This is a genomic window from Kaistia algarum, from assembly GCF_026343945.1.
In the GTDB taxonomy this organism is placed as follows: domain Bacteria; phylum Pseudomonadota; class Alphaproteobacteria; order Rhizobiales; family Kaistiaceae; genus Kaistia; species Kaistia algarum.
This window is the reverse complement of record NZ_JAPKNJ010000004.1, coordinates 279,844-293,606: the sequence shown is the minus strand read 5'-3', so window position 1 is coordinate 293,606 and position 13,763 is coordinate 279,844. Positions and strand designations below refer to the sequence as shown.

Sequence of the window (13,763 nt, the reverse complement as noted above, 5' to 3'; positions counted from 1 at the left end):
CGCGCTTCAGTTGCCGCCCTAAGGGTAGAAAGGGCGGCGAGGCTTGGGGCTTCGGGCCGGATTGCGTCCCGAGCGCCCGGTCGAGGGCCGGGTGGCCCGCGTCTCAGATTCTGGTTACGGCGGGGCCTCGCTTGCGGTGCGGCTGCCTGCAGGCGCTGGCAGTTCGAAGAGCGCATAGCTCCGCATGATGAGCGGAGGGGCTCGTGTCGAATTTAATAAGCCGGCAAATTAGATCGCCATGTTTCGGGCTCACGCGGCCGCCTCCGTGTTTCGATTGTCGGCCGCTTTTCCGGCTCTATCGTAACTACGGAAGGACGGAGCGTTTCGTTACAGCCTCACCGTTTCGTGATCGTGGGCCCACGGCCGATGGTTTGGCGGAACTCTCTTACGGCATGGGAGCAATCGACGAGAAAGCTCGTGGTCCAGCCGAAGATGAAGATGCCACACATGGCGACGAGAGGGCCGGCAAGGCCCCAGAATTCCGAACCCCCGGGAGCGCTGGCGCCGACCGTCGTGAAATTGGCGACGGCAAACAGGAAGGATTGGTCGAAGCCGATCGATCCGTCCCTCGCCATGAGGATGGCCGCGCAGAGCGCCACATCCACGAAAAGCCAGGCGACGAGCAGGACGATGACGACGGCAAGACTCAGATCCTCACCCCAGGTCCCGCGTGGGCCAAATCGGCGGAGGCTTGCCGCGAAGGCGGGTCGGATCAGAACAAGGCCCAGCCAGTGACAGGCGAGGACGGCGAAGACGGAAGGGACGGAAAGCAGAAGCGCCATTTTATCGCCGTGACGGACAACCGGATGCGTCCCTACCGCTACAGCGGTGCCTCGGCTCTTTCTAGCGCTAAGAGGTCCCATCCGTCGGCCACGCGGGCTTATGCGTCCTCACGCACCCGGCAAACCAAACCGGGCTGCGTGATTTCAGAAGGGGCTAGGATCAGAGCAAGCCTCAGCCACGCAGCTTGCGCAGTCTCGTCCGGACACTGGAAATAGGAGGATCAGATGTCGTCGAAGGCAATGGTGGAGCTGAGGGGAATCGAACCCCTGACCTCTGCAGTGCGATTGCAGCGCTCTCCCATCTGAGCTACAGCCCCATCGCCTTGCGACGGGCGCCATTTACGGTGTGGGGAGAGAGGCTGTCAAGCGTCGGGCTGACCCATCGCCGCATGGGTTGCGGGGCGGGCGGCCGGTCGCTACATGAGGAAGCGCCGAACCGCAAACGCATGCTGCCAGGAGCCCTATGCTCGCGATTCTCAACGTCATCATGCTCGCCCTCCAGATCTACTGGTACGTCGTCATCGCGAGCGCCATCTTTAGCTGGCTGTACGCCTTCGGCGTGGTCAATCCGCGCAACCAACTCGTCTCGGCGATCGGCAGCTTTCTCTATCAGACCACGGAGCCGGCTTTGCGGCCGATCCGGCGGATCATGCCGTCCTTGGGCGCCATCGACATATCGCCCATGATCCTGCTGCTCGGAATCTACCTTATCCAGCAGATCATCATCATATACATCGCCCCCAACGTGCTTTGACTTCGAATCCCTACCGGATCGTTAGCGGAGCCTTGCGGCTCGATGTGCGGTTGACACCGAAGGGTGGGCGTGACCGTGTCGATGGGGTTGGAACGCTGGCGGATGGACGCTGCGTCGTGCTGGCGCGGGTGAGCGCGCCCCCGGACAAGGGGGCTGCCAATCGCGCGCTGGAGAGGCTCATCGCCGATTGGCTGGATGTCGCGCGGTCTTCGGTGCGGATCGTCACCGGCGATACGGCGCGGATCAAGACGCTTTCCGTCGAGGTTGGTGACGATGTCCTATCCGCAGCCGTTGCCGGGCTTCCCCGCACGGGCTGATGCCCTCGTCAGTGCGTGTAGAGACCGCGAAGCGTCGCGTCGCCCCAATTGATCTCGTCTATGCGCCAGCCTGCAGACGTCTCGACCAGCTTGAGTTCGATCGATCGCGGATCGCCGGAATTGCGGAAGGCGACGTGACCAATGGCTTTGCCGTCGCCCAGATCGTCGACCTTGAGCGACAGGTCGGTGATGTCGCCGTCCTGCGCGTCGATGAAGGGGTCGCCGTCCAGCATCGGCACCTCGTCGACCTCCGCCGCCGCAGCCCGATCCTTCTGGATCAGGTCGGCCAGCGAAGGCGAGAACCAGCGGCGCAAGGCTGCCTCGTCGTCGAGGGGAATGCCGTATTTTCCCGGGCCGTAAGAATCGTAGATCGAGGCCAGGAAGGACAGGGCCGAGGGCGCTGCCGCGGCGAGCGGGCCCGCCGCCAGCACAATGGCTGTGGCGGCGAGGAAGCGGCGTCGCGACAGGTGCATGATGACATCAGGCCTTCTTGGCGCGCTCGATCGCGTCGATGATCAACTGCTCGGCCTCGTCGCGGCCGCCCCAACCGGCTATCTCGACCCACTTGCCGGCTTCCAGGTCCTTGTAGTGCTGGAAGAAGTGCTCGATCTGCTGCAGCGTGATCTCCGGCAGGTCCTTGTAGGACTCGACCTTCTCGTAGCGGCGCGAGAGCTTCGTCGAAGGGACCGCGAGGATCTTCTCGTCCTCGCCACCCTCGTCGCGCATGCGCAGAACGCCAACCGGACGGCAATTCATGATCGCACCCGGGATGATGGCGCGCTGGCTGGCGATCAGCACGTCGATGGGATCGCCGTCGCCGCAGAGCGTGTGGGGGACGAAGCCGTAATTCCCCGGATACCGCATCGGCGTGTAGAGGAATCGGTCGACGTAGAGCGCCCCGGCTTCCTTATCCATCTCGTACTTGATCGGCTCGCCGCCGACGGGCACTTCGATGATGACGTTGATGTCGTGGGGCGGGTTCTTGCCGATCGGTACAGCGTCGATACGCATGGGAAAGTCCTTCGTGTCGCTTTGGAAAGCTAGCCGACGCTATTAAGCGGGGACCAAGACAACAGCAAGAATGAACTGCGTGACGGCATCATGCGCCGCGCGAAAAGCGCAGCAAGGCAGCGATCAGCCGCGGGTGAAGGCGAAGGCGACCTTGGCGAGCGTGGTGTCGCCGAAACGCTCGCTGCCGCGCGCCACCTTTCGGCCACCGGCGTTCTTGTAGAAGCGGCAGGCGCCCTCATTGTCGGCAAGCGCCCAGACGACGGCCGAATCGAAGCCGTGGCGCAGCAATTCGCGCCGCGCGGCGAGGAACAGCCGCGTGCCAAGGCCGACGCCTTGATATTCGGGGCGCAGATAAATTTCGTAGACCTCGCCACGCTGGACGAGATTGCGCGCGCGGTTCGGGCCGTAGGTGGCATAGCCGGCGATCGTCCCGCCGACTTCGAGGACGAGAATGCCAGTGCCGCGCCGAATGGCCCGGCCCCACCATCCGGGGCCGCGCCGCGTGATCATGCGGCTGAGCTCGCGTGCCGGGATGAGGCCGTCATAGGCCTGACGCCACGCACCGTCATGGACCGCTGTAATCGCGGCCGCATCGCTCATTTCAGCCCGGCGAACGCCGATCGACATCGTGCTCATGAAGAGCAAGATAGGACCGGTTTCGACAGGGTGGAAGGGCCTTTGTCGAGGGTCGCAAACGAGCCGGCACGGCGCGTGACAACCGTGTCACACTACGATCGAAATCTGCCGCGCCAACTTGTCAGGCGGTGGCCTTGCTCGAACGATCCGCACGCTTGCGATCGGTCGGATCGAGAATCATCTTGCGCAGACGCACCGACTTTGGCGTCACCTCGACGAGCTCGTCATCCGAGATCCAGGCCAGCGAACGCTCCAGGGTCATGCGGATCGGCGGTGTCAGGCGAACGGCTTCGTCCTTGTTCGCCGAACGCACGTTGGAGAGCTTCTTGCCCTTCAGGACGTTCACTTCAAGGTCGTTATCGCGCGTATGCTCGCCGACGATCATGCCCTCATAGACCTTCCAGCCGGGCTCGATCATCATCGGGCCGCGGTCCTCGAGGTTCCAGAGCGCGAAAGCCACGGCTTCGCCGGACTCATTCGCGATCATCACGCCATTGCGGCGGCCGACGATCTCGCCCTTGTAGGGAGCATATTTGTAGAACAGACGGTTGAGGATGGCCGTGCCGCGCGTATCGGTCAGCAGCTCGCCCTGGTAGCCGATCAGGCCGCGGGTCGGCGCGTGGAAGACCAGGCGCAGGCGATCGCCGCCGGAGGGGCGCATCTCGATCATCTCGGCCTTCCGCTCGGCCATCTTCTGCACGACGATGCCGGAATGCTCCTCGTCGACGTCGATGATGACTTCTTCGATCGGCTCGAGGATCTGGCCCGCCTCGTCCTTCTGGAAGACGACGCGCGGACGCGAGACGCCGAGTTCATAGCCTTCGCGGCGCATGTTCTCGATCAGGATGGCCAGAAGCAATTCGCCGCGGCCCGAAACGATGAAAGCGTCCTTGCCGGCCGATTCCTCGATCTTGAGCGCGACGTTGCCTTCGGCTTCCTTCATCAGACGGTCGCGGATCATGCGGCTCGTCACCTTGTCGCCCTCGGTGCCGGCGAGCGGGCTGTCGTTGACCAGGAACGTCATCGACACGGTGGGCGGATCGATCGGCTGCGCCTTGATAGCCTCGGTCACGGAGGGATCGCAGAACGTGTCGGCGACCGTACCCTTGGTCATGCCGGCAATCGCGACGATATCACCCTGGATGCCTTCCTCGATCGGCTGACGTTCGATGCCGCGGAACGCGAGGATCTTTGAAACGCGGAAATTCTCGACGGTTGACCCGTCGGCAGCCAGAACCTTGAGCATCTGGGTCGGCTTGACCGAACCCGACGAGATGCGGCCCGTGATCAGGCGGCCGAGATAGGGATTGGCTTCCAGCAGCGTTCCGAGCATGCGGAACGGACCATCCTCGACCGGCGGCTCGGGAACATGTTCCAGCACGAGATCGAACAGCGGCGCCATGCCGGCGTCATGCGAGGCGTCGGGGCTGCGTCCCATCCAGCCCTGCTTGGCCGAGCCGTAAAGGATCGGGAAGTCGAGCTGCTCGTCGGTCGCGTCGAGCGCGGCAAAGAGGTCAAACACCTCGTTGACGACTTCCTGGATGCGCGCGTCGGGCTTGTCGACCTTGTTGATCGCGACGATCGGCTTCAGACCCACCTTGAGAGCCTTGCCGACGACGAATTTCGTCTGCGGCATCGGGCCTTCCGCGGCGTCGACCAGCACGATGACGCCATCGACCATGTTCAGGATGCGCTCCACCTCGCCGCCGAAATCGGCGTGGCCAGGCGTATCGACGATGTTGATGCGCACATCCTTCCAGACGATCGAGGTCGCCTTGGCCAGAATGGTGATGCCGCGTTCTTTCTCGATGTCGTTCGAGTCCATCACGCGTTCGGCGACGCGCTGGTTGTCGCGGAACGAGCCGGACTGCTGCAGGAGCTTATCTACCAGCGTGGTCTTCCCATGATCGACGTGCGCGATGATGGCGATGTTGCGAAGCGACATTATTGAATCCAAAAAGGCGACGGTCCGGGGGGACGGCCGCTCTGCCTATCCATTTTGCGGCGCAAAATGCTTGAAACGCCCTGAAAAGGCAACCTTCATCGCTGCAATTCGATATTGCGTCCGGGAATTTGCGGTATGTCAATCAAGCATGGCGCCTCCTGCCGCAATATTACAAGCATGCATAGCTTGACCACCAATGCCTCCATTTGATATATTATGGTAAACTTATAATATGCACAAAGGGGTCAGCTTTGCCGGCAACGATTGAGGATCCACTCGGCTTCGTGCTCGTGGACGTGGCGCGGCTGCTTCGTCGGCGCTTCGAAAGAGCGCTGGAGAACGCCGGGCTTGGCCTCACCGTGGCGGAGGCGCGCACGCTGGCCTTTGTAAGCCGACGCCCTGGCCTTCGTCAGTCTACCTTGGCCGACGAACTCTGCGTCGAGCCGATGACCCTCGTCGGATTCCTGGATCGGCTTGAAAACGCAGGCCTCGTGGAACGCATTCCCGATCCGGCCGATCGGCGTGCCAAGCTCATCCGCCTGACGCCGTCGGCGACGAATATGGTTCGCCGCATCCGCGCCATCGGTAAGTCCGTACGCGAAGATGCCGAGCGCGGTATCGATCCGGATGTGGTCGAGACGATGCGCCTGACCTTGCTGCGGATGCAGGACAATATCCTGACCGCGCCGGAACTGGTCCCCTAAAGCGCCTCTCACTGCGGCTGCGCGACGGAGGCGAGCAGGTTCGAGAAGTGCCTGTAGAGGTCTGGGTCTGCCGCGACGAAGCCACCAGACTGGCGTTCGGCCGCGTCATAGGCGTCCGGCCATGCGCTTTTCATCGAAAGCAGCGTATCGAGAATCGCGGCGCGTGCTTCTGGCGGCAGGTCGGTGCGGATCGCATGCGGGCCGAAGGGGATGACGCCCGAGGTCCAGATCGACTTCAGCGCAGGCATGGACCCGCCGCGCTGTTCGGCAAGGTCGGCAATCGGTCCGCTGCCCGGTTCGGCGCTCGCCGGATCGCTCGCCGTCGACCAGGCAACGGAGACGTCGGCCTCGCCGTCGACAAGCGCCGTCAACGCTGAGAGCGCGTTTTCCGTCTCGAAGGTGCGCGCGAAATAGCCCTCCGGCTCGATCCCCTGTTCAGCCAGGCCCGAATAGGGCGCGATGCGTCCCGAAATCGAATCCTTGGCGCCAATCGCGAGCCTCGTACCCTTCGCCCCTTCGAGATCGGCGATCGGTCCGTCGGCGCGCACCATCAGCATGGTGCGGAAGCCCCGCGCGCCATTGGCCGCAGTCGGCTGGACCAGTGGTTCGGCGCAGTGGCAGTCCTGATCCAGCGCGACATAGGCGAGGGAGGAGAGGATCGCATATTGGATGCGGCCCGAGGCCTCGGCCTCGATTAACGCCTGATAGGAGCGCGCCGGGAACAATTCGACTGGCACGGCGAGCCCGTATTGGAGCCGCGAGCGGAACGGTTCCATCCGCGTGACCTCATAGGCCGGATTTTCTCCGGCGAGGAACCCGACCTTGATGACCTTGATGTCGTCACGCCAGCTGGCAATGGCCGGCAGAACCGACAAGAGAGCGAGACCGAGGGCGAGGGCGATCCGGCGCATAGTTTCTCCTCAGGCGTCCAGCCGCACGAGTAGGCGCTGACGCGTCGCGTCATCCACGAAGGCGGCACCGAGCGCCGTGCGGCCAATCTTCAGCAGATCCTCGTCGCCGAGACCCTGATGCCGGTTCAACCAATCATATTCGGCACGGATGGACGAGCCGAAATAAGGCGGATCGTCTGAACTCACCGTGACGGCAACGCCCGACTCCATCAGGGTACGGAAGGGGTGAACGTCAAGGTTTGGATAGAGGCCGAGAGCGACATTCGAGCCTGGGCAGAGTTCAAGCACGATGCCTTCGTCCACAAGGCGCTCGACCAGCGCCGCATCCTCGATGGCGCGCACGCCGTGGCCGATCCGGGAAATATCGAGATTGTCGAGCGCGGCGATGACGCTTTCCGGGCCGCACAACTCGCCGGCATGGGCGGTGAGGCCGAGCCCGGCTTCGCCGGCGATCCGGAAGGCTTCGATGAAATCGCGGGGATGGTGCATGCGCTCATCACCCGCCACGCCGAAGCCGGTTACCAGTGGATGCGGCTCGGCGACGGCCGTTTTCGCGGCGGCGAACACCCGGTCCGGCCCCAGATGGCGGACACCGGTCGCGACCATCCGACCGACGATTCCCTTGGCAGCTTCCGCGTCCTCGATACCGGCAGCGAGCCCCGCGACATAGTCGGCATAGGGAAGGCCCGAGGCGAGGGCGTGATCGGCGGAAATGAACACCTCGCCATAGATCGCGCCCTCGGCGGCGATCGCAGTGAAATGGTCGAAGGCGAGATCGCGGAAATCCTCAGGCGTGCGGAAGACGCTGGAGGCGATGTCATAGGCGCGGATGAACGAAGTGAAATCGTGCCAGACATAATTGCCGCGCTCATCGAAGAGACCGGTGAGATTGACGCCATGGCGAGCCGCGACGCGGCGCACGAGATCGGGCCGTGCGGCGCCCTCGATATGGCAGTGCAACTCGACTTTCGGGAGGGTCGTCGTCATGGAAGGAGGCTCCGGTCGGGGCGCGAACCATAATCCTCGAGTCCGGCAGGGAGCAAGCCGGGCGATCGGCAGGGGACAAGGCGTGCGGCGCACGGTGTGCGATTTGCACGGCGGCGCGGGAGCGTTAGGCTAGGGCGACAAGCAAAAGAGGCGACGATGAACAGCGTAACCGTGATCAATCATCCGCTGGTCCAGCACAAGCTGACCATCATGCGCGACAAGCACACTTCGACGGCGGGCTTTCGACAGCTGCTGCGCGAGATCGCGACGCTGCTCTGCTACGAGGTCACGCGCGATCTCGAACTGACGACGACGACGATCGAGACGCCGCTGACCGAGATGCAGACGCCAACGCTGGCCGGCAAGAAGCTGGTCTTCGCCTCGGTGCTGCGCGCCGGCAACGGCCTGCTCGAGGGTATGCTCGACCTCGTCCCGGCGGCCCGCGTCGCTCATATCGGTCTTTATCGCGACCCCAAGACCCTGACGGCGGTCGAATATTACTTCAAGGCGCCCGAGGATCTGGAGGAACGCCTCACCATCGTCGTCGACCCGATGCTGGCCACCGCCAATTCCGCCATCGCAGCCGTCGACCGTCTCAAGGAGCGCGGCGCCAAGGACATACGCTTCGTCTGCCTGCTAACCGCGCCCGAGGGTCTCGACAAGTTCCACGGCGCCCATCCGGACATCCCTGTGTTCACCGCAGCGATCGATCGCAAGCTGAACGACAAGGGCTACATCGTGCCGGGGCTCGGCGATGCCGGCGACCGGATGTACGGGACGAAGTGATGTGGGCAACCCCGACGTTCCGGCTCAGTTGTTGAGTGCGGGAGGCAGGAACCAGACGATATCAGCAAGATCGGGATCCCGCCCGAGCAAAGCCCAGTCCTGCCCGATCTTCTCGACGATCGCGTCCGTGTCTTTGTTGGGCCAAAGCTTGAAGCCGTTTGGGGCATAGGGGGAGCTTCCTGCCTTGAATCCTACCACCAACATATCTCGGACGAGATTGAGTGATTCGCTTACCAGCCTCTCGCCGGCAAGCTCGGGGCTTGTCTCTCTGACCCGATCTACGATCTGCCAGAGACCGATCAAGTCCTGCTCCACCTTCAAGTCCATTAGGATTCGCTCGAACTCCAATTGTGACCTCCCCAAATGACCTTGAATTCTTGCGTGAAGCATACGAGATCATGAGCTTCTATCCCGATGAAATCGAGCGTTATGCCCGCCATATCGTGCTTGCCGAAGTGGGCGGGGCGGGGCAGCAGAAGCTGAAGGCGGCGCGGGTACTGGTCGTCGGTGCCGGCGGGCTTGGCGCGCCGGTGATCCAGTATCTGGCCGCGGCCGGCGTCGGCACGATCGGCATCGTCGACGACGATGTCGTGTCGCTGTCGAACCTGCAGCGCCAGGTCATTCACGATACGGCGGCGATCGGCCGGGCCAAGACGGAAAGCGCTGCCATGGCGGTTGGCCGGATCAACCCGCATGTCGAAACGGAGCAGTTTCGGGTGCGGCTCGATACGGAAAACGCCGATGCGATCCTGAGCGGGTTCGACATCGTGGCGGATGGTTCGGACAATTTTTCGACGCGCTATTTGGTCGCCGATCGCTGCGCGGTTCTCGGCCGGCCGCTCGTTACGGCCGCTGTCGGGCGTTTCGACGGTTCGTTGACGACGCTGAAGCCCTATGAGGCGGGGGAGGGCGGGCCAAACCCTTCCTACCGCGATCTCTTCCCGGAACCGCCGCCGGAGGGTTTGCTGCCAAGCTGCGCCGAGGCGGGCATCCTCGGTGCGCTTACCGGCATTCTGGGCAGCCTGCAGGCTACGGAAGTCCTGAAACTCATTCTCGGCATCGGCGAGCCACTGATCGGCCGCCTTCTGCTCGTCGATGCGCTTTCGATGCGCTTCGAGACCATCCGCTACCGACGGCGGTCGGAGCATTCGGGCGTGCTGGCGCCGACGACGTAGGTTGGCGAGCCGAATACGGCGCCGATCATGGCGATGATCATGCCGTCCAGTGGGCCTCGGATCGGCCGGCCCTTGCGGGACTCGATTTCGGCCAGAAGTTCAGCCGGGTCCTTCTCGAAGCGCTGACGATAGAGGTCGCGGAACAGGTAGCTTGCGGGGATCATGGCTCATCTCCCATGAGAAATATTGAATCGATTCATTTCAAGAGTGCAACGCAACTTGAACCGGTTCAAGATACGCCGCCTCGCAAGGTTGTCAAGCATTAATTGAACCGATCCAATCAATCGGCTAAGATGCTCCGACAGGAGGTGAGGGTGAGCCGAACGATCAAGCTTTCCGACGTGGCGAAGGCCGCCGGCGTGTCGCAGGGCACCGCCTCCAACGCCTTCAACCGACCTGATATCGTCCGCCGGGAGGTGCGCGAACGGGTGGAAGCCGCGGCGCGAACGCTAGGCTATGCCGGTCCCGATCCGAAGGGCCGCCTCCTTCGGGCGGGCAAGGTCAACGCCATCGGCGTCGCCACCACCGATCCGCTGACCTATTTCTTCGACGATCCCTACGCGCGCGCCGTGATGGCCGAGATTTCGTCCGCCTGTGACGAGCAGGGTGCCGGGATTTCGCTGGTCTCGGCCGCCAGCGACGAGAAGCTCGCCTGGAACATCCAGAGCGCCATCGTCGATGGCTTCATCCTGTTCTGTATTGAAGGTGGCTCGCGTCTCGTCGAATTGACGCGCGAGCGCAGGCTCCCTTTCGTCGCGCTGGAACTGGAGACCAATGACGAGTCGATCTCCGCGATCGGCATCGACAATGTCGCAGGCGCGCGGTTGGTCGCCCGCCATATAGGCGAACTCGGCCATCGCCGCGCTGCGATCCTTTCTCTGCAACTCGCCGAGGGCCATGTCGGCCCCGTTGACGAGGCGCGTATTGCCACTGCCCTCTATCGGGGCACAATCGACCGCATTCGGGGCTACCGCGCCGGGCTCGCCGAATTTGGCGTCGAGCCGGGAGCAATCCCGATCTTCGAGACGGAGAACGACGTTCGAAGCGTCGAGGCGGGGCTCGATTTCTTCTTCGCTGCCGATCCGAGGCCCACGGCGATCCTCGCCATGTCCGACCGCGCGGCGCTGATCGCACTCGATTGGCTGCGGCGGCGCGGTCTTCGTGTGCCGGAGGATGTCTCCGTCACCGGCTTCGACGGGGTGCCGGAGGGCGAGCACTCGGAGCCGCCGCTGACGACGGTCACGCAGCCGCTAAAGATGATCGGCCGGCTCGCCGTCGACACGATTTTCGAGGCCCCTGAGCATCCGCAACGGCGCATGCTGCCGGTGGAACTGACGCTGCGCGCCTCAACCGGCCTCGCCGCGTCAGAGCATTGACGGCAGGACGCGGTCCGGCGGCCGGTGGCCGTCGAAGAAGGCGCGGACGTTGATCAGCACCTTCTCGCCCATCTCGATGCGCCCTTCGATCGTCGCCGAGCCCATATGCGGCAGGATCACGACCTTTCCCTTCTCGGCGAGGCGGAAGAGCTTCGGATTGATCATCGGTTCGTGTTCGAACACGTCGAGTCCGGCGCCGGCGATCCCGCCCGTGTCGAGAAGGCGGATCAGCGCGCTCTCGTCGATCACCTCGCCGCGCGAGGTGTTGACGAGATAGGCCTCGGGTCGCATCAGCTTCAGCCGCCGCTCCGACAAGAGATGATAGGTGCCGGGCGTGCGTGGGCAGTTGACCGAGATGATGTCCATTCGCGCCAGCATCTGGTCGAGGCTGTCCCAATAGGTCGCCTCGAGTTGGTTCTCGACCGCAGGGGCGACGCGGTGGCGGTTGTGGTAGTGGATCGAGAGGCCGAACGCCTTGGCGCGCCGCGCTACGGCCTGACCGATACGGCCCATGCCGACAATGCCGAGCCGTTTCCCGCCGAGGCGGCGTCCGAGCATCCAGGTCGGCGTCCATCCCGCCCAGTCCGAATCGCGAGACAGAATGCGCGCGCCCTCGACCAGACGCCGCGGCACGGCGAGGATCAGCGCCATGGTCATATCGGCGGTATCCTCGGTCAGGACGCCTGGTGTGTTGGTAACGACGATCCCCTTCGCTAGTGCAGCTTCCACATCGATATGGTCGAAGCCGTTCGAGAAGCTGGCGACCAGCTTCAGCTGCGGGCCGGCTGCGGCTACGAGCGCGGCGTCGATCCGATCGGTCACGGTCGGCACCAGAACATCGGCCTTGCTGACGGCGTCGGCGAGTTCGGCCGGGCTCATCGGATGGTCGTCAATGTTGAGCTCGGTGTCGAACAACTCGCGCATCCGAGTCTCGATCGCATCCGGGAGCCGCCGGGTCACGATCACATGCGGACGCTTCTTCATTGAAAGACCTTCTTTCCGTTGAGGCGCCGTTAACTACGGCGCCGTCAAATTGGGTCTCGCAGGCTGCGGCACCCGTCCCGGCGCGTCGAGGACATTGTCCCCGTCACGCGCCTTCGAGACTACCGGTGTGGCGGCCGATCGGAAAGATGGTGCCGCATTCGGCGGATTCGGAAGGGGAACCGGGGACGATGAGCGTGGCGGAAATGCCCTTTGGTTGCACGCGGACGAGGCGTCTGCGGGCGCTTCGCAGCGTGACGATCCTGGCGGCCGCCGCGACTATGCTGTTCGGAGTACTCTCCTCGACGGGTACCATGGCGCAGGGAGCTGCCGGCGCGGCGCCGAAACTCGGCCCGAGCGGCTTGCCGCTGCCGCGATTCGTGTCGCTGAAGGCGGGCCGCGTCAATGTGCGCGTCGGTCCCGGTCAGGATTACCGGGTCTCCTGGGTCTTCACCCGCTCGGCTCTGCCGGTCGAGATCGTGCAGGAATTCGACAATTGGCGTCGCATCCGCGATTCGGATGGCACCGAAGGCTGGGTTTTCCACAGCCTCCTGATCGGCAAGCGCACGGCTGTCGTGGCGCCCTGGGAGACCGGCGACCCGCTGCCCATTCGCTCCGATCCGGCGGAGACGGCCGACATCACCGCCTATCTGCAGCCTAAGGTAGTGGCCAATGTCTCTACCTGCGAGAAGGGTTGGTGCCGCCTCACCGATTCGCGTTTCAAGGGCTGGATCCAGCAGGATCGGCTCTGGGGCGTCTATCCGGATGAGACGATCGACTGATCGAACCACTTCCATCGCGAAGGCCAGGTAGCGCAAGCACCATTTGTGCAGCACTTTGCATCCCATCTGGCTCACGCCCGATGGGATGATCGCGTCAGGTTCAGCTCGGGATGCGGCGGAGGCGGACGATGATGTCGACGCGCGCGATCTCCATGCCCGGGATCGGCTCGGGCAACTCCTCGACGCGGAGCCCGGAGACGGGGATGTCGACGACGCGGTTCTCGTCCTCGATGAAGAAATGATGGTGGTCTTCGACATTGGTGTCGAAATAGGTCTTCGATCCGTCAACCGCGACCTCACGCAGCAGACCCGCTTCGGTGAACTGGTGCAGCGTGTTGTAAACCGTGGCAAGCGAGACAGGAACGCGCTCAGCGGTCGCCTCGTCATGCAGGCCTTCGGCCGAGATATGGCGGTTGCCCTGTGCGAAAAGCAACTCGGCAAGCGCGAGGCGCTGGCGGGTCGGGCGCAAGCCGGCAGTCCGTAGCATCGTCCTCACTTCGGACGAGCGCTTGTCGGCGCGATTTGCCTTTCTGACCATATCCATACGCATGCGTGAGCCGTCCGTCGTTGGTATTGCGAGTTGCAACCACCGCGCTGGTCCCTCTTGGAACGCAGC

Annotated in this window: 18 protein-coding genes and 1 tRNA gene; 7 read left to right on the top strand and 12 right to left on the bottom strand. The window is 63.6% G+C overall.

Annotation, left to right across the window (positions count from 1 at the left end):
- Nucleotides 1-335 precede the first annotated feature (335 nt).
- Both OSH05_RS23680 and OSH05_RS23675 read right to left on the bottom strand, forming a co-directional pair.
- Nucleotides 336-782 (bottom strand): hypothetical protein, encoded by a 447-nt coding sequence (locus tag OSH05_RS23680; protein WP_104220425.1) that lies wholly within the window; start codon nucleotides 780-782, stop codon nucleotides 336-338.
- 241 nt (nucleotides 783-1,023) lie between these two features.
- Nucleotides 1,024-1,099: transfer RNA gene (locus OSH05_RS23675), tRNA-Ala, on the bottom strand.
- A gap of 146 nt (nucleotides 1,100-1,245) precedes the next feature.
- Here OSH05_RS23675 and OSH05_RS23670 point away from each other — a divergent pair.
- On the top strand, nucleotides 1,246-1,536 hold the full coding sequence (locus OSH05_RS23670) for a YggT family protein (protein WP_104220426.1): 291 nt from the start codon (nucleotides 1,246-1,248) through the stop codon (nucleotides 1,534-1,536).
- 44 nt (nucleotides 1,537-1,580) lie between these two features.
- On the top strand, nucleotides 1,581-1,853 hold the full coding sequence (locus tag OSH05_RS23665; RefSeq protein ID WP_323181496.1) for a DUF167 family protein: 273 nt from the start codon (nucleotides 1,581-1,583) through the stop codon (nucleotides 1,851-1,853).
- 8 nt (nucleotides 1,854-1,861) lie between these two features.
- On the opposite strand, the gene OSH05_RS23660 is transcribed toward OSH05_RS23665, so the two are convergent.
- The 4 genes from OSH05_RS23660 to typA all read right to left on the bottom strand — a co-directional run bounded on the left by OSH05_RS23660 (nucleotide 1,862) and on the right by typA (nucleotide 5,445).
- Nucleotides 1,862-2,326 (bottom strand): DUF3828 domain-containing protein, encoded by a 465-nt coding sequence (locus tag OSH05_RS23660; protein ID WP_104220428.1) that lies wholly within the window; start codon nucleotides 2,324-2,326, stop codon nucleotides 1,862-1,864.
- Nucleotides 2,327-2,333: 7 nt separating this feature from the next.
- Nucleotides 2,334-2,864 carry an inorganic diphosphatase gene (gene ppa / locus OSH05_RS23655; RefSeq protein ID WP_104220429.1) on the bottom strand — a complete coding sequence of 177 codons (531 nt, stop codon included), beginning with the start codon at nucleotides 2,862-2,864 and terminating at the stop codon, nucleotides 2,334-2,336.
- Nucleotides 2,865-2,987: 123 nt separating this feature from the next.
- Nucleotides 2,988-3,500 (bottom strand): GNAT family N-acetyltransferase, encoded by a 513-nt coding sequence (locus OSH05_RS23650; RefSeq protein ID WP_104220519.1) that lies wholly within the window; start codon nucleotides 3,498-3,500, stop codon nucleotides 2,988-2,990.
- Nucleotides 3,501-3,621: 121 nt separating this feature from the next.
- Nucleotides 3,622-5,445: a translational GTPase TypA gene (gene typA / locus OSH05_RS23645; RefSeq protein WP_104220430.1), complete on the bottom strand. Its 1,824-nt coding sequence runs from the start codon at nucleotides 5,443-5,445 to the stop codon at nucleotides 3,622-3,624.
- 251 nt (nucleotides 5,446-5,696) lie between these two features.
- On the opposite strand from typA, the gene OSH05_RS23640 reads away from it, so the two are divergent.
- Nucleotides 5,697-6,149 carry a MarR family winged helix-turn-helix transcriptional regulator gene (locus tag OSH05_RS23640; protein ID WP_104220431.1) on the top strand — a complete coding sequence of 151 codons (453 nt, stop codon included), beginning with the start codon at nucleotides 5,697-5,699 and terminating at the stop codon, nucleotides 6,147-6,149.
- Nucleotides 6,150-6,157: 8 nt separating this feature from the next.
- On the opposite strand, the gene OSH05_RS23635 is transcribed toward OSH05_RS23640, so the two are convergent.
- Together OSH05_RS23635 and OSH05_RS23630 are read right to left on the bottom strand one after the other, a co-directional pair.
- A complete protein-coding gene (locus tag OSH05_RS23635; protein ID WP_104220432.1) occupies nucleotides 6,158-7,060 on the bottom strand; it encodes a phosphate/phosphite/phosphonate ABC transporter substrate-binding protein in 903 nt (300 codons plus the stop codon).
- Between the two features lie 9 nt (nucleotides 7,061-7,069).
- Nucleotides 7,070-8,047 carry an adenosine deaminase gene (locus OSH05_RS23630; RefSeq protein WP_104220433.1) on the bottom strand — a complete coding sequence of 326 codons (978 nt, stop codon included), beginning with the start codon at nucleotides 8,045-8,047 and terminating at the stop codon, nucleotides 7,070-7,072.
- Between the two features lie 156 nt (nucleotides 8,048-8,203).
- Between OSH05_RS23630 and upp the strand changes: the two genes are divergently transcribed.
- Nucleotides 8,204-8,833: a uracil phosphoribosyltransferase gene (gene upp / locus OSH05_RS23625; RefSeq protein WP_104220434.1), complete on the top strand. Its 630-nt coding sequence runs from the start codon at nucleotides 8,204-8,206 to the stop codon at nucleotides 8,831-8,833.
- A gap of 24 nt (nucleotides 8,834-8,857) precedes the next feature.
- Here upp and OSH05_RS23620 read toward each other — a convergent pair whose 3' ends face one another.
- Entirely contained in the window at nucleotides 8,858-9,136 is a 279-nt protein-coding gene (locus tag OSH05_RS23620; RefSeq protein WP_266353017.1) for a hypothetical protein, read from the bottom strand.
- Between the two features lie 95 nt (nucleotides 9,137-9,231).
- Here OSH05_RS23620 and moeB point away from each other — a divergent pair, with 95 nt between their 5' ends.
- Complete coding sequence (moeB, locus tag OSH05_RS23615; RefSeq protein WP_104220436.1) at nucleotides 9,232-10,008, top strand: molybdopterin-synthase adenylyltransferase MoeB; 777 nt, start codon at nucleotides 9,232-9,234, stop codon at nucleotides 10,006-10,008.
- On the opposite strand, the gene OSH05_RS23610 is transcribed toward moeB, so the two are convergent.
- Nucleotides 9,960-10,172: a hypothetical protein gene (locus OSH05_RS23610; protein WP_104220437.1), complete on the bottom strand. Its 213-nt coding sequence runs from the start codon at nucleotides 10,170-10,172 to the stop codon at nucleotides 9,960-9,962. The two genes, moeB and OSH05_RS23610, sit on opposite strands and share 49 nt — an antisense overlap.
- Before the next feature lie 150 nt (nucleotides 10,173-10,322).
- Here OSH05_RS23610 and OSH05_RS23605 point away from each other — a divergent pair, with 150 nt between their 5' ends.
- A complete protein-coding gene (locus OSH05_RS23605; protein WP_266353016.1) occupies nucleotides 10,323-11,384 on the top strand; it encodes a LacI family DNA-binding transcriptional regulator in 1,062 nt (353 codons plus the stop codon).
- Here OSH05_RS23605 and OSH05_RS23600 read toward each other — a convergent pair.
- Nucleotides 11,373-12,368, bottom strand: a complete 996-nt coding sequence (locus OSH05_RS23600; protein ID WP_104220439.1) for a 2-hydroxyacid dehydrogenase — start codon at nucleotides 12,366-12,368, stop codon at nucleotides 11,373-11,375. The two genes, OSH05_RS23605 and OSH05_RS23600, sit on opposite strands and share 12 nt — an antisense overlap.
- 203 nt (nucleotides 12,369-12,571) lie before the next feature.
- Between OSH05_RS23600 and OSH05_RS23595 the strand changes: the two genes are divergently transcribed.
- Nucleotides 12,572-13,147 (top strand): SH3 domain-containing protein, encoded by a 576-nt coding sequence (locus OSH05_RS23595; protein ID WP_407660471.1) that lies wholly within the window; start codon nucleotides 12,572-12,574, stop codon nucleotides 13,145-13,147.
- Between the two features lie 100 nt (nucleotides 13,148-13,247).
- Here OSH05_RS23595 and irrA read toward each other — a convergent pair whose 3' ends face one another.
- Nucleotides 13,248-13,697, bottom strand: a complete 450-nt coding sequence (gene irrA, locus OSH05_RS23590; RefSeq protein ID WP_104220440.1) for an iron response transcriptional regulator IrrA — start codon at nucleotides 13,695-13,697, stop codon at nucleotides 13,248-13,250.
- Between the last annotated feature and the right edge of the window lie 66 nt (nucleotides 13,698-13,763).

Bases quoted from the DNA above. Each gene is read 5' to 3' on its own strand.
- OSH05_RS23630 (WP_104220433.1), bottom strand. From the start codon at position 8,047: ATGACGACGACCCTCCCGAAAGTCGAGTTGCACTGCCATATCGAGGGC.
- OSH05_RS23595 (WP_407660471.1), top strand. From the start codon at position 12,572: ATGCCCTTTGGTTGCACGCGGACGAGGCGTCTGCGGGCGCTTCGCAGC.
- typA (WP_104220430.1), bottom strand. From the start codon at position 5,445: ATGTCGCTTCGCAACATCGCCATCATCGCGCACGTCGATCATGGGAAG.
- OSH05_RS23650 (WP_104220519.1), bottom strand. From the start codon at position 3,500: ATGAGCACGATGTCGATCGGCGTTCGCCGGGCTGAAATGAGCGATGCG.
- ppa (WP_104220429.1), bottom strand. From the start codon at position 2,864: ATGCGTATCGACGCTGTACCGATCGGCAAGAACCCGCCCCACGACATC.
- irrA (WP_104220440.1), bottom strand. From the start codon at position 13,697: ATGCGTATGGATATGGTCAGAAAGGCAAATCGCGCCGACAAGCGCTCG.
- OSH05_RS23660 (WP_104220428.1), bottom strand. From the start codon at position 2,326: ATGCACCTGTCGCGACGCCGCTTCCTCGCCGCCACAGCCATTGTGCTG.
- OSH05_RS23610 (WP_104220437.1), bottom strand. From the start codon at position 10,172: ATGATCCCCGCAAGCTACCTGTTCCGCGACCTCTATCGTCAGCGCTTC.
- moeB (WP_104220436.1), top strand. From the start codon at position 9,232: ATGAGCTTCTATCCCGATGAAATCGAGCGTTATGCCCGCCATATCGTG.
- OSH05_RS23635 (WP_104220432.1), bottom strand. From the start codon at position 7,060: ATGCGCCGGATCGCCCTCGCCCTCGGTCTCGCTCTCTTGTCGGTTCTG.
- upp (WP_104220434.1), top strand. From the start codon at position 8,204: ATGAACAGCGTAACCGTGATCAATCATCCGCTGGTCCAGCACAAGCTG.
- OSH05_RS23680 (WP_104220425.1), bottom strand. From the start codon at position 782: ATGGCGCTTCTGCTTTCCGTCCCTTCCGTCTTCGCCGTCCTCGCCTGT.
- OSH05_RS23670 (WP_104220426.1), top strand. From the start codon at position 1,246: ATGCTCGCGATTCTCAACGTCATCATGCTCGCCCTCCAGATCTACTGG.
- OSH05_RS23600 (WP_104220439.1), bottom strand. From the start codon at position 12,368: ATGAAGAAGCGTCCGCATGTGATCGTGACCCGGCGGCTCCCGGATGCG.